12 protein-coding genes are annotated in these 16,221 nt (G+C 50.5%); 5 read left to right on the plus strand and 7 right to left on the minus strand.

Going from position 1 to position 16,221, the window contains the following annotated elements:
* Window positions 1–219: 219 nt before the first annotated feature.
* On the plus strand, window positions 220–1,917 hold the full coding sequence (locus tag VGM55_RS18565; RefSeq protein ID WP_154185480.1) for an NAD-dependent malic enzyme: 1,698 nt from the start codon (window positions 220–222) through the stop codon (window positions 1,915–1,917).
* 40 nt (window positions 1,918–1,957) lie between these two features.
* Here the strand turns inward: VGM55_RS18565 and VGM55_RS18570 are convergent, their stop codons facing one another.
* From VGM55_RS18570 to VGM55_RS18590, 5 genes are all read right to left on the minus strand, one after another.
* A complete protein-coding gene (locus VGM55_RS18570; RefSeq protein WP_331636272.1) occupies window positions 1,958–4,060 on the minus strand; it encodes a peptidase domain-containing ABC transporter in 2,103 nt (700 codons plus the stop codon).
* A complete protein-coding gene (locus tag VGM55_RS18575) occupies window positions 4,047–5,324 on the minus strand; it encodes an HlyD family secretion protein (RefSeq protein ID WP_331636273.1) in 1,278 nt (425 codons plus the stop codon). Before VGM55_RS18575 ends, VGM55_RS18570 begins: the two co-directional genes overlap by 14 nt.
* Window positions 5,325–5,641: 317 nt before the next feature.
* Entirely contained in the window at window positions 5,642–5,896 is a 255-nt protein-coding gene (locus VGM55_RS18580) for a hypothetical protein (protein WP_331636274.1), read from the minus strand.
* A 751-nt stretch (window positions 5,897–6,647) separates the two neighbouring features.
* Complete coding sequence (locus tag VGM55_RS18585; RefSeq protein WP_331636275.1) at window positions 6,648–6,902, minus strand: hypothetical protein; 255 nt, start codon at window positions 6,900–6,902, stop codon at window positions 6,648–6,650.
* Between the two features lie 668 nt (window positions 6,903–7,570).
* Window positions 7,571–8,680, minus strand: coding sequence for an ABC transporter substrate-binding protein (locus VGM55_RS18590; protein ID WP_331636276.1), 1,110 nt, complete (start codon window positions 8,678–8,680; stop codon window positions 7,571–7,573).
* A gap of 246 nt (window positions 8,681–8,926) precedes the next feature.
* Here VGM55_RS18590 and tyrP point away from each other — a divergent pair, with 246 nt between their 5' ends.
* The 4 genes from tyrP (at window position 8,927) to VGM55_RS18610 (ending at window position 14,167) form a co-directional block, all read left to right on the plus strand.
* Window positions 8,927–10,138: a tyrosine transporter TyrP gene (gene tyrP, locus VGM55_RS18595; protein WP_331636277.1), complete on the plus strand. Its 1,212-nt coding sequence runs from the start codon at window positions 8,927–8,929 to the stop codon at window positions 10,136–10,138.
* Window positions 10,139–10,330: 192 nt separating this feature from the next.
* Complete coding sequence (locus VGM55_RS18600) at window positions 10,331–12,472, plus strand: TonB-dependent siderophore receptor (protein ID WP_331636278.1); 2,142 nt, start codon at window positions 10,331–10,333, stop codon at window positions 12,470–12,472.
* A 1-nt stretch (window position 12,473) separates the two neighbouring features.
* Window positions 12,474–13,571 carry an ABC transporter substrate-binding protein gene (locus tag VGM55_RS18605; RefSeq protein ID WP_331636279.1) on the plus strand — a complete coding sequence of 366 codons (1,098 nt, stop codon included), beginning with the start codon at window positions 12,474–12,476 and terminating at the stop codon, window positions 13,569–13,571.
* 101 nt (window positions 13,572–13,672) lie between these two features.
* Entirely contained in the window at window positions 13,673–14,167 is a 495-nt protein-coding gene (locus VGM55_RS18610; RefSeq protein WP_331636281.1) for an ATP-binding protein, read from the plus strand.
* A 26-nt stretch (window positions 14,168–14,193) separates the two neighbouring features.
* Here the strand turns inward: VGM55_RS18610 and pptA are convergent, their stop codons facing one another.
* Entirely contained in the window at window positions 14,194–14,424 is a 231-nt protein-coding gene (pptA, locus tag VGM55_RS18615) for a tautomerase PptA (RefSeq protein WP_038472275.1), read from the minus strand.
* A 102-nt stretch (window positions 14,425–14,526) separates the two neighbouring features.
* Window positions 14,527–16,212, minus strand: coding sequence for a choline dehydrogenase (gene betA, locus VGM55_RS18620; RefSeq protein WP_331636283.1), 1,686 nt, complete (start codon window positions 16,210–16,212; stop codon window positions 14,527–14,529).
* Between the last annotated feature and the right edge of the window lie 9 nt (window positions 16,213–16,221).

The raw sequence follows: 16,221 nt of genomic DNA on the forward strand, positions 1-16,221 counted from the left end.
AATAAACAGGCGATGCCTTTCCATAGGCATTTGTGGCTAAATCGATTTAGCTATTTCAGGCACGTTCCGAAACAATATTACCGGGGGTTTGGGGACTTGTGTAACCAAAGTTCTTGGCCTGGCGGTGTCAGATGCGAAACCGCTGTGCCATAATATCGCGCGACAACTCACCGAATGAGCCTTACGGGCAAGACATTACGTCAAAAAAAGAGTATGCACATGGACATCAAACCAAAAAAACATCGCTCGCTTTATATTCCTTACGCCGGACCTGTTTTACTTGAATTCCCCCTACTCAATAAAGGCAGCGCTTTTAGCATCGAAGAGCGCCGCAACTTCAACCTGCTTGGCCTGCTGCCGGAAGTGGTTGAAACCATCGAAGAACAAGCGGAACGCGCCTGGATCCAATACCAGGGCTTCAAAACCGAAATTGATAAGCACATTTACCTGCGTAACATCCAGGACACCAACGAAACGCTGTTCTACCGCCTGGTAGAGAATCATCTTGAAGAGATGATGCCGGTTATCTACACCCCAACCGTCGGCGCTGCCTGCGAACGCTTCTCCGAAATTTATCGTCGTTCACGCGGTGTGTTTATCAACTATGAAAACCGCCATCATATGGATGATATTCTGCAGAACGTCCCAAACCACAATATTAAAGTTATCGTGGTAACCGACGGCGAACGTATTCTCGGCCTCGGCGACCAGGGTATCGGCGGTATGGGCATCCCTATCGGTAAGCTTTCGCTGTACACCGCCTGCGGCGGGATCAGCCCGGCCTATACCCTGCCTGTCGTGCTGGATGTGGGCACCAATAATCAGCAGCTGCTGAACGATCCGCTGTATATGGGCTCCCGTCACCCACGAATCACCGGCGACGAGTACTACGAATTTGTCGATGAGTTTATTCAGGCCGTTCGCCACCGCTGGCCGGACGTGCTGCTGCAGTTTGAAGACTTCGCGCAGAAAAATGCGATGCCGTTGCTCACCCGCTATCGTGACGAGATTTGCTCGTTCAACGATGATATTCAGGGCACAGCGGCGGTTACCGTGGGTACGCTTATCGCCGCCAGCCGCGCGGCAGGCAGCCAGCTTAACCAACAGAAGATCGTCTTCCTGGGCGCGGGCTCTGCGGGCTGCGGCATCGCCGAGCAAATCATCGCTCAGATGCAGCGCGAAGGGCTGAGCGAAGAAGCCGCCCGTAGCAACGTGTTTATGGTCGACCGCTTCGGCCTGCTGACCGACAACATGCCGAACCTGCTCTCCTTCCAGACTAAACTGGTTCAGAGCCGCGAAAGCCTGTCCGGCTGGGATCTGGAAAACGAGGCAATCTCTCTGCTGGACGTGGTGCGTAACGCGAAGCCTAATATTCTTATCGGCGTTTCTGGTCAAACGGGCCTGTTCACTGAAGAAATTATTCGCGAAATGCACAAGCACTGCCCGCGCCCAATCGTGATGCCGCTGTCTAACCCAACCTCCCGCGTGGAAGCGACGCCGCAGGACATCATTACCTGGACCGACGGCGCCGCGTTGGTGGCCACCGGCAGCCCGTTTGCGCCGGTGAGCTGGAAAGACAAAACGTATCCTATCGCCCAGTGTAACAACGCCTACATCTTCCCGGGTATTGGCCTGGGGGTGATTGCTTCCGGAGCGTCCCGTATTACCGACGAGATGCTGATGGCGGCAAGCGAGTCGCTGGCACAGCACTCTCCGCTGTTGATTAACGGTGAAGGAATGGTGTTGCCGGAGCTGAAAGATATTCAGAAAGTGTCGCGCGCTATCGCCTACGCGGTAGCGAAGATTGCTCAACAGCAAGGCGTTGCGGTCGTCACTTCCGCTGAAGCGCTGAAGCAGGCGATTGACGATAATTTCTGGCGGCCGGAATACCGCGACTACCGTCGGACGTCTATCTGATTTCACTTCGTTAAATAAAAACCCGCCAACTGGCGGGTTTTTATTGCGTCAGGGTAAGACATCTATCGACAGTTGCCAGAGTCGTTTCCCGATGGGCAATGATGATTCTGGTGATATTCAGTTTTTTAATTGCCTGGCTAACGAAATGCTCGCTTTCCACATCCAGCGAACTGGTTGCTTCATCCATAAATAGAATTCCCGGCTTGCGATAGAGCGCACGGGCAATAAATATTCGCTGCTTCTGTCCTCCTGAAAGCCCCTCACCCAGTTCGCCTATCAGGGTTTCGTAGCCCATCGGCATTTTCATTATAGTCTCGTGGATATTGCTGGCTTGGGCGCACTCGATCATCCAGTTTTCGTCGTCCTGCGTCGTAAAGCCAACGATGTTCTCCCGAATAGAGCCGGAGAATAATCGGTCATCCTGCATCACACAGGCGATTAACTTATGATAATTATTGATGCCTATCTGGCGGATATCCGCGCCATTAACAATAACTTTTCCTGCGTCAGGTTCAAACAACCCACATAATACTTTCATTAACGTGGTTTTCCCGGCGCCGGACGCGCCGGTAATGGCAACGCTCTCCCCGGCTGCAATGGAAAATGTCAGGCCGCTGAACACCGGCGTGCTCTGGCTGTCATAGCGGTAACCAAGGTCAACGGCTTCTAACGTCACCGGCTGCATTGCTGCTGTTATAGCCAGCGCCGGTTTTTCCGCCTCTTGTTGGTGTAATGCGATGTCGGCGATACGTTCGTTATGCAAACTCATCATTCTTAGCTGCAACAGAAAACCCGTCAGCGATGCCACCTTGTCTGAAAACTGCGCACGAAAAGCGCCAAACGCCACGAACATCCCGATGGTCATTTGATTGTCGATGACGAGGCCGGCACCTAACCATAAAATGGCGACCTGATCGCTGGCGGCAACAAGCGTATTCATCCCGCCGAACAACAGATCCATTTTGGTGATTTTAATTCCCGAGTTGATGGCCTCTATTTTCAGGTTGAGCCAGTGTTTACCGCGTCTTGTCGCCATGCCCTGGATTTTTACAGTGGCAATGCCGTACAGCGTTTCCATGAAATAAGAGTTTGCTCGCGCTCCCCTGACCAGATTCTCCTCAGAAAGCTGGCGGTAATATCCATAGGTCAGCAGACGAATAAGAACATAGATAGCCGTAAAGCCCAGTACGACCCAGGTCAGAAATCCACCATAAAGCGCCAGCATAATCAGAACGCCGAGAACCATGATCCCATCCATGATGGCGCCCGTTATGCTGGTGGTAAACGTGCTCCGTAATGTATCCAGTGATCCAAATCTGGATTGTATATCCCCCAACTTACGGCGTTCAAAATAGCTTAACGGTAGCTTTAAAAGGTGATTAAACAGACCAGACTGCCATTGCACGTTAATTAGGGTTGCCATCACCAGTGAGGACCAGGCGCGAAGCAGGCTTACCGAGGCCCGCAGCAAAATAAAGAAGACCAATGCAGGGCAAATAAGGGTAAGCAATCCCTTGTCTCCGGCGGGAATAGCATGGTCCATAACAAGCTGAGTACCAACAGGCAGAATAAGATTGATGGTCTCGATGATTAATGACAAACAGAAAATTTTGGTTAGCGTACTTTTTATGCCATATATACTGCTAATAAGCGTCTTGAGGCTTATCCGGTGCTTAACCGTACGTTGCGTAAATTGGCTGCCGGGCCAGACTTCAAGTGCTACGCCGGTGAAATAGCGCGACATTTCGGCTAAACCGATCGTTCTGCGCCCTCTGGCAGGATCGTGGATCACGTAACGGTTATGTTTTACGCCGATCAGCACCACAAAATGGTTAAAGTCCCAGTGGATGATACAAGGCGTTTTTAATGCGGAAAGCTCATTCAGCTCCAAAGACAGCGCCCTGCTAGCCATCTCCAGTTGGCCCGCTATTTCGCTGAGCCCTGCCAGCGAGGTTCCCCGGGCAGAGAGATTAAATTGTTGGCGTAGTGAAATCAGGTCAATATTTTTGCCGTAATGCCCACATACCATTGCCAGGCAGGCCAGTCCGCATTCAGAGGATTCGGTTTGATGAACAACAGGCACACGCCGACGCCATTTCAGATCCAGCTGATGAAATAACGTCCTGATACTATCCTCGTTCATTTTCCGGCCCTGTTGCGCTGTGCTTCATGTCGTAAAATGGTGCGAGCATCCATTGGTAAATCCTCCTTTTTTCCAGAAAAAGCGTACTCTGCGCTTTCATACCGTTTGTTAAAGAGCGCGATTTCCCCTCATAGGTAATAGCCTGTTTATTCGGCTTAACCGTGACTTTAAACCAGGGAACCGGCGTAGCGGGCGCTCCCGGCGCGGCCTGATAGGTCATCATCTCCTGAGGCGATGCCGGGGTTTTAGATATCATGGTTATTACCGCCGGAAACTGGCCAAATTTAGCAGCAGGAAATGCCTCATAGCGGATATTAACCGGGTCGCCAACTTTGATATACGGAACCGCATCGTTAGGTATCCAGGCAACAAGATAGTAACCGGCTATATTTTCCGGAATGATTTGCAGCAGGCTATCGCCGGTATTTACCATTTGCCCTACGGTCACGCTCATAGAGTCGACCTCACCCCCGGTCAGAGCCCGAACAATAATCTCTTCGCTGACGTCCATTCCGGTAAGTTCTTTCTGTAGTTCGAAGCGCTGAAGCTCCATCTGATAAATTCGATTATCAAACTCTGCGGCCTGGGTTTGAAGCTGGCTTTCAAGATTGGTTATTTGCTGAGCATGTTGTACATTTTGAGCATTTAGCGTGAGGAGGTTGTTTTGCTGTTGGTAATAAAGCGCGGTTTGGCTAATCAGCTGGTCCTTATTAATCAACCCTTTTGCATGGTACTTTTGGTAATTATCCATGTTAGTTTTCATTATTTTTATACCTTCCTCAGCCTTTTTTAAAATAGCCGAGGAGCTGATAAAGGCACTGCTGTACTCCAGACGCTGTTTATCAAGCGCTTTCAGCGTAACCTTTTTACTGTCCGCCAGTCCTGAGATGATGTTATCTACGCGAGCCAGTTGGTTTTGAATATCTTTTTTCTTGTTTTCGCTAAACACGCCGTTAAGGCTACTCTTACTGATATCGATTTGATAAATAGGATCGCCTTTTCGTACCGTTTGCCCTTCCCGAACAAACTGTTTCACCACAACACCCTGCACGGCTGAATAGATATTCGCTGTACGAGGCAGCGTTGTGATCTCACCGCTGACGTTTACACGCCTTGTGTAACTACCGGTTATCACAAACACAAGAAATGTAGTGATAAATAGCATACAACCGGCAGCGATTATCCATGCCGGGATGCCAGGCAGTAAAATCGCACGCCCCTGCCATTTATGCTTTCTGCTTTCCAGTGCGTCCTTTCTATACAAATTGGATTACCTTTGATAAAGTGCTCATGTAAATATATTTATCAACTTTTTGAGCTAAAATTACGGCATTCTGTTCATGATATAAAGCGTAATCGCAGAGACGATGAGTAACAGGATAATCAAATTGATACGTTGTTCAGGTTCACGGATCATGGCCCAAATAATAAGAATAACAAAAAGGTCATATATGTTTGTAAAGCGTTTTCCATAACTAGATTTTATGGATGGATCGTCGCTCATAAGAAAAGTAATAAATTCTATCATAATGATATTTTCATCAACCCTAAGCCTGATATATCAGGCTTAGGGCTACTTAGTTAGCTAAACCATTTATTTATATTATTGAATAGCTGCGTGTAAATGGCATCCATAAGATTTACCGCTTCATGCACGGTTTTTTTTGCCGTGCTAATACTTTCAGATAAATGGCTACCTTTAATTCCTTCAGTTGCGGCTTCGCCAATACCACATAGTATATCAAAATCACGCATCGCCTCTTCTACTCTTGGATCGTCAGTAACTAAACCCGCCGCTGAAACCATTTCCATTTCCTTGCTGAATAATTCACGCATAGTATTTATCCTTTTGTATAAAATAGCCACATGGCAAGAGTACTATTGCCACTAATATCTTGGTTATAAAATATAGATTTTCTAATCATATTCATACTGTCGATAATTGACACGGTATTATGAATTTTGGGTTGTGGGGATGGGATATGATATTTCATAAGCAAAGTGTTATTTATCATTATTGATGATATGATTTTTACACCCCTTTAGGTATGCTGATTTTTATTATCAACCATATTATTAAATTTACCATTATTGAAAGCGAACTCGCTGCTCTGTTCTTTTCAGAAAAAATAAAAATCATTATGGAAATTATTAAAAAAATTTCACATGTATTCGTAAGCATGGTTCCCAGAAATATTTTTCGAGAGATATTTTCAGTAGCAAAAAACTCGAGCACACTTGAGAGACGGGTGGGTCTTAACCAGTAATCCATAATCCATCCACTTTTATCCGTAAGTAATCATTCCTAAAACTCCGGGCGCAATCAATAAAAATAACACTCAAAGTAATAACAAAGCCCAATGTTATTTGTCAATAATAAACCCGTAAGCAATAAGGGTGTGTTTCTTAACATATTAAAACAAGAGTGAATGTGAGAAATGTATTCATCAATGACATGAATAAGTAAAAGTCTAGCCCTGATTTATCAAAACTGGATTTCGTTACGCTATTAAATCATAAGGGAGTATAACGATAAAAGTTTACTACTTTTTAAAGGAATAACTCAGCAGAATAGGATCTCCCAGTGTTAGCCAAACCATTTATCTATATTGTAGAATAACTGCGTGTAAATGGTATCCATAAGATTTACAGCATCATGCACTGTATCTTTCGCAATGTTAATGCTTTCAGATAAGTGACTTGCCGGGATCCCCTTAGCTGCGTTTTCGCCTATTTCACATAGATCATCAAAGTTATTCATGACATTTTCCACCCTCGGATCATCAGTAACTACACCTGCTGCTGAAACTATTTCCATTTCTTTGCTGAATAACTCACGCATAATATTTCTCCTTTGTATAAAAATATCTACATGACAATATATGATCATTGATTGTTAATTAATTCAACTAATAAGGAAGCATGCTGATTTTAAAGATAATAAGTAAAATAAAATTTACTATCATGGATGATAACCAAAAAAACCGCTCATCCTTTTGGAATATATAGAAAAAGAAAGAAACAGCAATGCCCACTTCGAACATACGTATGAGCCTGTTTCCCAGCCTTATTTTGTATTCTATATTGTCAGTGGTAAAAAATATAACATAGTGAAGTCCATCCATTGGATGAAAAAGCCTCAAAAAGTCCATGATATAACTGTTCCCCTAATGTATCCAGAGACATCTCATAACTATTCACTTGGATATTAATTCATTCATTAATTGTATGAATATTGATAAATTCATAATCATTTGGAACGTTAATAATATAATTTGACAAATTATATGAAAGCCAATGAAGATATTTAAAATTAATATCAAAGTACAGCGTGATTTGTCAATAATAAAGTTTAAGCAATAGAATTATTTTTCCTGAATATTAATTTGGAAAATGAATCCATGGATAACCATAGGGCAGATTAATCTAACAAGTAAAAATCCAGCGCTGATTTATCAGAACTGGATTTTGTTACGCTATTAAATTATACGAGAATATAAAGATAAAAGCTTACTGCTTTTTAAACGAATAACTCAGCAGAATAGAATCGTCCGGTATCTGGGTAAAGCGAGTAATGATCTGGTGGTAATCGGCCGTTGGGTCGAGATCCTGCAGCTTTTGCGGATAGAGGTCTTTAGCCAGAATTTCCATGCCGATAATGTTATACGGGTGGTTATAGAAGTGGTGATACACCCCGTAAACCTTGCCCTCTTTCACCGGCTCAATGCTTTGGAACGTTGGGCGGGTCATCAGCTTATCGAAGGTTGCGGTAACGTCCTGCGGCGTACCGCCATAGCCAAACGGCAGAACGCTCGGGTTTGGCCGTTTAGAGCCAGACATGATATAGACGTCCGGTTTCATGGCGATAATCTGCTCCATTGGCACAAAGCCCGCGCTGCCGGGCAGTAGCGTGGAACCGATGTTCTTACCGCCAACGGCTTCGACCAGCGCACCCCATCCGTTATGGCCGTGGGTGAAGCAGCAGTTCTCTGTATTACCGGCAATAGGTTCGATAAACACATTCGGCTTGTTTTTAACCCCGGCAGCCACCTGTTGGATGTGGGCCATATGCTGCTGGTAGTAGTCGGTGTACTCTTTCGCGCGTTTTTCCTGGTTCAGCACGGTGCCGAGTAGCGTGACGCTGCGGGCGGTATTTTCAACCGGGTGCAGTTCGTAATCCACGAACACCACCGGAATATTCAGTTTTTTCAGCGATTTGATTACCCCGGTCTGCTCCAGCGCCGGTTTGGCTCGTAGTTGGGCGATCATGATATCCGGCTGCTGAGCCAGTACGCTCTCCAGGTTTACTTCCCCTTGATCGCTAAAGCCCATATCGATAATTTTGGTCGCTTCTGGCCACTTACGTTTCAGCACGTCCCAGGTTTGGGTATCCTGCTTTTTCGGCAGGTTATTCCACGCGACAACGCGCCTGAACGGATCTTCGCGGTCCAGCAGCGCCAGTGAAAGGATGTCGCGCCCGTCCTGCAAAATGACATGCTGCGGCTCTTTTTCGATAGTGATGCGCTGGTTGTCCATATCGGTAACCGTGATGGGATACGTTGTTGCCCCGCAGCCAGCCGAAGCGAGCAGTAACCCTGTCATAACAAAACTTGCTTTCATTTATTTATGCTCTCCATGAGAAAGAGATTAGTTATTATTAATATTTATATTCATAAAGCCTGAGATTCCCATGACCTGGCAAGTATTGAATGGTTTAATTTTATTACGTGACAACGTCACGAACGGTGAATCTAAATCGTAAACATAATGATACACACCGCGTAACCCTCATTTGACGCACCTGAGGTTTTCCCTTACCCTGCGCGGCATAATTGCATACAGCTCTTCGTAAATTCAGAGGGAAGCGTGAAGAACAGGACTCTTGGCAGTGTTTTCATCGTGGCGGGAACCACAATTGGCGCAGGAATGCTGGCAATGCCGTTGGCGTCGGCGGGGGTAGGGTTTGGCGTCACGCTGCTGATGCTCGTCGGTCTTTGGGGGTTGATGTGTTACACCGCGCTGCTGCTGGTAGAAGTCTATCAGCACGTCTCGGCGGATACCGGCCTTGGCACCCTCGCCCGGCGCTATCTCGGTCGCCCTGGACAGTGGTTAACCGGTTTTAGCATGCTGTTCCTGATGTATGCCCTCACGGCGGCCTACATCAGCGGCGCGGGTGAACTCCTGGCCGCAAGCCTTAGCCAGTGGTTTTCTGTCAACGTCCCGGCTACCTCCGGCGTGCTTTTGTTTACCGTAGTGGCGGGCGGGATCGTCTGTGTGGGCACCCATATGGTGGACATGTTTAACCGCGTCCTGTTTAGCGCCAAAATTATCCTGTTGGTCGTGATGCTGGCGCTAATGATGCCGCACATCCATCATACCAACCTGCTGACGCTACCGGTTGAAAAGGGGCTGGCGCTTTCCGCTATCCCGGTGATCTTCACTTCTTTTGGTTTCCACGGTAGCGTACCGAGCATTGTCAGCTATATGAACGGCAATATTCGCAAACTGCGCTGGGTGTTTATCGTAGGGAGCGCTATTCCGCTGGTGGCCTATATCTTCTGGCAGCTCGCCACCCTCGGCGCGATTGACTCCGCTACCTTTACCGGGCTGATGGCCGAACACTCGGGACTTAACGGATTCCTGCAGGTTGTTCGTCAGGTTGTGGCCACCCCGCACGTGGAGCTGGCGGTGCATCTGTTTGCAGATTTCGCGCTAGCCACGTCGTTCCTTGGTGTTTCCCTGGGGCTGTTCGACTACCTGGGTGACCTCTTTGCCCGCAACCGCAAGGCTTCTGGCCGCCTGCAAACCGGGCTGATGACCTTCCTGCCGCCACTGGTCTTTGCGCTGTTTTACCCGCAGGGCTTTGTGATGGCGCTGGGCTATGCGGGTGTTGCGCTGGCGGTGCTTGCCCTGCTGGTGCCTTCCATGCTGGTGTGGCAGAGCCGTAAGCAGCACGTCGATGCAGCCTGGCGAGTTGCGGGCGGCAAACCCCTGCTCGCGCTGGTCTTCGCCTGCGGTATCGCGGTTATCGTGATTCAGGGCCTGATTACCGTCGGCCTGCTGCCGGAAGTCGGATAACCCCCTTCGCATTCACGCGGGACGCTCGTCCCGCGATCCTCTCTTTTTTCTGCATATCCCCCGCTAAATCATCAGGATTTTGGATAAAAAACCAGTAATTATGTAAGCAGAGTTAATATTGTAAATGCTAATTATTGTCATTATCATCTCAATTCCCATTATAAAATCGTTTCAGTAAAGATAATAAACACCATGACTCGCATTCCATTGGGTTCTACTTTCGTTCGCCAGGCACTTATTAATTCAAAATTACTCATCATTTCAACCTTCATTATCGGCGCACCGACTTTTGCGGCCGATAAGCCTAAAGAAGACACCTTGACGGTCGTTGCCAACGCCAACCCGGACGGCTCACTGACCAGCTATACCCAGGATGACGCCACCATCGCCTCGCGCAGTAAAACGCCGCGCAGCGAAATCCCCCAGTCCGTTAGCGTGGTGACGCCTCAGGTCATTGACGATTACGCGGTTACCTCGGTTAATGACGCGATGAAGTTCGTCAGCGGCGTCACGCAGAGCAATACCCTGGGCGGTATCGAGGACGGTTTTGTAAAACGCGGATTTGGCTCCAACAGCGACGGCTCAATATTTATTGACGGAGTGCGCAGCAACCAGGGCCTGGCAATGGACTCCAGCATCGATCATGTTGAGGTGCTGAAAGGCTCAGCCTCCCTGCTTTACGGCATCCTGAACCCCGGCGGCGTGATTAACCTCGTCAGCAAAAAACCACAGTACACCTGGAACACCCACGTCAGCGGCACCAGCAGCAGCCACGGCGGCGGCTCCGGCATGGTCGACGTGACCGGCCCGCTCGGCAACGGTTTCGCCTTCCGCCTGGTGGCTGAACGCCAGCACGAAGACTACTGGCGCAACTTCGGCACCGATGAGCACACGTTGATAGCCCCCTCCCTGAGCTGGTACGGCGATAAAGCCTCTTTCAACATCAGCTACGTGGAATATAAGTTCGACATTCCTTACGACCGTGGCACGGCGTTTATCAACGGCCAGCCGCTGAACATCCCTTACAATCGCCGCATCGACGATTACGCCAACCACGCCTGGGGCAAGAACAAACGCCTGACGACCCACTATTCGTACAAGCTGGATGACACCTGGGAAACCAACCTGAGCTATGCCTGGATGCAGCGCCGCTACGACAGCAACGAAGTTCGCGCGACGGCGGTCGATCCTAACAGCGGTATTGTCTCCCGCCGCGCGGATGCAAACCGTGGCTTTAACCATCAAACCGATTACGCTTCATGGGATATTAGCGGGAGCCCGGAACTGCTGGGCATGACGCATGACATCACCCTGGGCGCGGACTACGAGCAAAACGAAACCTATAAGAAGAATTCGTACCGTGGCAAGGTGTCGAAAACCTTCAATATGAATAACCCGGTGTACGGCGAAGCGCCGATTACCAACAGCAGTACTTACAGCGATTCCAACAGCAACCTGCGCACCAACCTCTACAGCCGCTCTTTGTTTGCGAAAGACAGCATTCACCTGACTGACCAATGGATAGCCGTGCTGGGCGGTCGCCTTCAGCGTTACACCCAAACCTCCAGCTCGGGCTGGATCAAACCGAAGACCACGCTTGAAGACCGGGGCAATGCTTTTCTGCCGCAGATGGGCCTGGTGTACAAAATCGTTCCGGACGTTTCACTGTACGGCAGCTACAGCAAATCCTTTACGCCCTCGACACAAACCGACGATAACGGCAACGTCGCCTCCACCGAAAAAGGCACCACCTGGGAAGTGGGCGCAAAATGGCAGATGTCACCACGCCTTACCAGCAGCCTGGCGCTCTACCGCATTGATGAAAAAGACATGTCGGTGTTTATCAATGGCGTTACGCGCAACATCCCGAAAGCGCGCTCTACCGGCGCGGAACTAGATCTCAACGGCGAAATTGCCGAGGACTGGTACCTGACGGCAAACTACAGCTACGACAAAACCGAGATCGTTGAAGACGATATTAACCCGGTGAACGTCGGCAACCGTCTGGTGAACGCCCCAACGACCATGGGCGGCCTCTACCTCAGCCATACCCTGCGTTTCTCCTGGTTGCCGGGTGAATTACGTCTGGGCGGCGGCGGGCGCTATGTCGGCAGCCGTGCGGGCGACCCGGAAAACAGCTTCACCATGCCGGCTTACACCGTGGCGGACGCGTTTGTGGCCTGGGACAGCAAGCTGGTCGGCAAAAATACCGAGCTGAAGCTGAACGTCAAAAACCTGTTTGACCGCGAGTACTACGAGTCCAGCGCCGGTAACCTGCGCGTTATTGAAGGCGAACCCCGCACCGTTTATCTCTCCGCCAGCGTGGATTTCTGAGATGAAAAAGTCGCTGTTACTTGCGGCTCTGCTGGCGCTCAGCGCCAGCAGTCAGGCCAAAACGATTACCGATATCCTGCAGCGTAAGGTTGAAGTCCCGGATAACCCACAGCGCCTGGTGGTCGGCGAAAGTCGGATGATCTATACCCTCGCACTTGTGGAGGACGGTAACCCGGCGAAGCGCGTTGTGGGCTGGCCTGCGGATTTGCAGCGTCTGGATCCGCAGACCTGGAACCGTTACACGGCGGCCTTCCCGGAGATCGGAAACATTCCGGTTATCGGCAACAACAACTTCTCGCAGATAAGCGTCGAGAAAGTTATCGCCCTGCACCCGGATCTGGTGATTCTGCCGATCTACGCCAAAAAAGAGAGCAACCATGAGAGCTTTCTTGCCCAACTGACGCAGGCGCATATCCCGGTGATCTACGTCGATTTTCGCGTCGATCAGCTGAATAACACCGTCCCGAGCCTGCGTATTCTTGGGGAGGCGCTAAACGACCAGCCGAAAACGGAGAAATTTATCGCCTTCTACCGTCAGCATATGGAGAAGATTTCCAAACGCTTAGCAGAGGCAAAACCCGTTAAGCCGACGGTCATGCTACAACTGCATTTAGGCGATAAAAGCGACTGCTGTACCACCGTCGGGCGCGGCAACCTGGCGGATCTACTGGCCTTTGCGGGCGGCGACAATATCGCCGTCAGCCGCTTCCCCGGCGTTTATGGCAAGATTTCCCCGGAGGCGCTGCTGACGGTGAACCCGGATATTTACATTGCGACCGGCAGCGCCGGGCCGGATCAAAAAGGCAGGCTGCAGTTAGGGTCCGAGGTGACGGCGACTCAGGCACGGCAAAGTTTTACCGAGGTGCTTAGCCAGCAGAAAGTGATTTCGAATCTGAACGCTATTCAGAACGGAAAAGCCTGGGCGGTATGGCATAACTTCTACCTCTCGCCGTGGCACCTGCTGGACGTTGAGTTCTTTGCCAAAACTTTCCACCCTCAGCTGTTTGCGGATATGGATCCGCAGCAAACGCTGGATGAAATAAATCAGCATTTCATGGCCGTGAAGGAAACGGGCACCTACTGGACGAAGCTGAAGTAACACTCTGGCGGGTCTTCGCCTGACCCGCCATTTTTACCAGTTGTATCTTTCGCTCCGCAGGTAGAGATTAGTGCAGACATAACCCTTACCCTGAGGCAGAGATGTCAACTTCTCCCCATAGACCCACGCTTCACCTCTTATGCGGCAAAATCGCCGCCGGTAAATCCACGCTAAGCGCAAAGCTTATGGCAACGCCCAATACTATTTTGGTCAGTGAAGACCGCTGGCTTGCCGCGCTTTATGGCGAGCAGATGCAGAGCGTGGCGGACTACGTGGCGTGCTCCGGCAAGCTGAAAAACGCGCTGACGCCGCATCTCGTTTCCCTGTTGAGGAGCGGGCTGTCGGTGGTGCTCGATTTCCCAGCCAACACGCTGGCAAACCGGCAGTGGATGAAAACGCTGATTGACCAGGCTGGGGTAGATAACCGCCTGCACTATCTGGACGTGCCTGATGACGTTTGTCGGGAGAGATTGCGCGCCCGCAACAGCAGCGGAACTCACGATTTTGCCGCTACGGACGCGCAGTTTGATTTGATTACCCGCTACTTCGTTGCGCCGGATGAAAGCGAAGGTTTTACGATAATCCGCTATGCATAAGGTGACATTGTCACCTTTTATCTCACTTACAGACTGTAGCCCGGCTTCTTAAGCAGCGCGTCCATCTCGGGCGCGATCTGCGTGTCCCAGACTTCTTCTTTCCAGCGCGACTGTTCAATCATCTTCAGCGCCACGGACAGCGACTCGTCCTTCGAGCCGAAGTGCTTTTTCAGCACGTCACACATTTCGCTGGCAACGGCCTGCTTTTGCTCTTCGGTAAGGTCACGTGGAAAACATTTGATTTCGATATGCGGCACGGTGATTCTCCTTTTTGTTGTTGAGCAGTAGTTTTACTGCTTCACAAGGGGATCGGGCAAGCGCCGGGCAAAAGAAAGGCCAGTTTTACTGGCCTTTAATGGTTACTGAATTTTGCGGACCGGCTCTTTTCTCACCGGCGCCTGTTCCGCTCTATAGTAGCGTGCGCTACTGCGCGGTAATGGGGCGTTACCGCGAATGGCATCGGCAATTTTTTCGCCAATCATAATGGTGGTGGCGTTCAGGTTGCCGGTAATGATTTGCGGCATGATAGAAGCATCTACCACACGTAGCCCCTGCAGGCCGTGAACTCGCCCTTGTTCATCTACCACGGCCATTTCGTCGTGCCCCATTTTACAGCTGCCGCACGGGTGGAAAGCGGTTTCTGCATGGTTACGCACAAACTCATCCAGCTGCTCGTCCGTCTGGCAGTCAACGCCCGGGCTGATTTCGCGCCCACGATATTTATCCAGCGCAGGCTGCTGCATGATTTCGCGCGTAATGCGGATGGCGTCGCGGAACTCCTGCCAGTCCTGTTCGTGAGACATATAGTTGAACAGAATGCTTGGATGCTCATGCGGGTCCCGTGAGGCAAGCTTCACGCGGCCACGGCTCGGCGAACGCATAGAACCCACGTGGCACTGGAAGCCGTGCTCTTTCACCGCGTTCGAGCCGTTGTAGTTAATCGCCACCGGCAGGAAGTGGTACTGAATGTTCGGCCAGCTGAACTCTTCGCGGCTGCGGATAAACCCGCCCGCTTCAAACTGGTTACTTGCCCCTACGCCGGTGCCGTTGAACAACCACTCCGCACCGATTTTGGGCTGGTTGTACCATTGCAGCGCCGGGTATAGCGATACCGGCTCTTTGCATTCGTACTGCAGGTACATTTCCAGGTGATCCTGAAGGTTCTCGCCTACACCCGGCAGGTCATGAACAACAGGAATTTCCAGGCTTGCCAGGAATGCGGCGTCACCTACCCCGGAACGCTGCAGGATCTGCGGCGAAGCAATCGCGCCTGCGCTCAGCAGAACTTCTTTGCGTGCTTTCGCCACGGAATGCACCGTGCTGTCGTTCACCAGGTATTCCACGCCAACGGCGTGCAAATTATCGAAGATAATGCGATCGGTGGTTGCGTGCGTCACGATGGTCAGGTTTTCTCGCTGCTTTGCCTCATCGAGATAGCCACGGGCGGTACTGGCGCGGCGGCCTTTTGGCGTCACGGTGCGGTCCATCGGCCCAAAGCCTTCCTGCTGGTAACCGTTGAGATCGTCGGTACGCGGATAGCCCGCCTCGACGCCCGCCTCAATCATCGCGTGAAACAGCGGATTATTGCCCTGCTTAGGCGTGGTGACGGACACAGGGCCTTCGCCGCCGTGATAATCGTTCGGGCCGATATCGCGGGTTTCCGCTTTGCGGTAGTACGGCAGGCAGTCCAGATAGCTCCAGTTCTCCAGCCCTGGCATCGACGCCCAGTTGTCGAGATCCATCGCGTTGCCGCGGATGTAGCACATGCCGTTAATCAGGGACGAGCCGCCCAGTCCTTTGCCGCGTCCGCACTCCATGCGGCGGTGATTCATAAACGGCTCCGGATCGGTTTCATACGCCCAGTTGTAGCGCTTGCCCTGTAGCGGAAACGCCAGCGCCGCGGGCATTTGAGTGCGAAAATCAAAGCGGTAATCCGGGCCGCCTGCCTCAAGCAGCAGGACGGTAGTCTTTGGATCTTCCGTTAAACGTGCAGCTAATACATTACCTGCGGATCCCGCTCCAATAATGATGTAATCAAATTCCATTCATCCTCC

The organism is Cedecea sp. (assembly GCF_036500665.1).
Taxonomy (GTDB): domain Bacteria; phylum Pseudomonadota; class Gammaproteobacteria; order Enterobacterales; family Enterobacteriaceae; genus Cedecea.

Excerpts from the sequence above, each read along its gene's own strand:
- VGM55_RS18565 (WP_154185480.1), top strand. The coding sequence starts at position 220 with ATGGACATCAAACCAAAAAAACATCGCTCGCTTTATATTCCTTACGCC.
- VGM55_RS18570 (WP_331636272.1), bottom strand. The coding sequence starts at position 4,060 with ATGAACGAGGATAGTATCAGGACGTTATTTCATCAGCTGGATCTGAAA.
- VGM55_RS18580 (WP_331636274.1), bottom strand. The coding sequence starts at position 5,896 with ATGCGTGAATTATTCAGCAAGGAAATGGAAATGGTTTCAGCGGCGGGT.
- VGM55_RS18585 (WP_331636275.1), bottom strand. The coding sequence starts at position 6,902 with ATGCGTGAGTTATTCAGCAAAGAAATGGAAATAGTTTCAGCAGCAGGT.
- VGM55_RS18590 (WP_331636276.1), bottom strand. The coding sequence starts at position 8,680 with ATGAAAGCAAGTTTTGTTATGACAGGGTTACTGCTCGCTTCGGCTGGC.
- VGM55_RS18600 (WP_331636278.1), top strand. The coding sequence starts at position 10,331 with ATGACTCGCATTCCATTGGGTTCTACTTTCGTTCGCCAGGCACTTATT.
- VGM55_RS18605 (WP_331636279.1), top strand. The coding sequence starts at position 12,474 with ATGAAAAAGTCGCTGTTACTTGCGGCTCTGCTGGCGCTCAGCGCCAGC.
- VGM55_RS18610 (WP_331636281.1), top strand. The coding sequence starts at position 13,673 with ATGTCAACTTCTCCCCATAGACCCACGCTTCACCTCTTATGCGGCAAA.
- betA (WP_331636283.1), bottom strand. The coding sequence starts at position 16,212 with ATGGAATTTGATTACATCATTATTGGAGCGGGATCCGCAGGTAATGTA.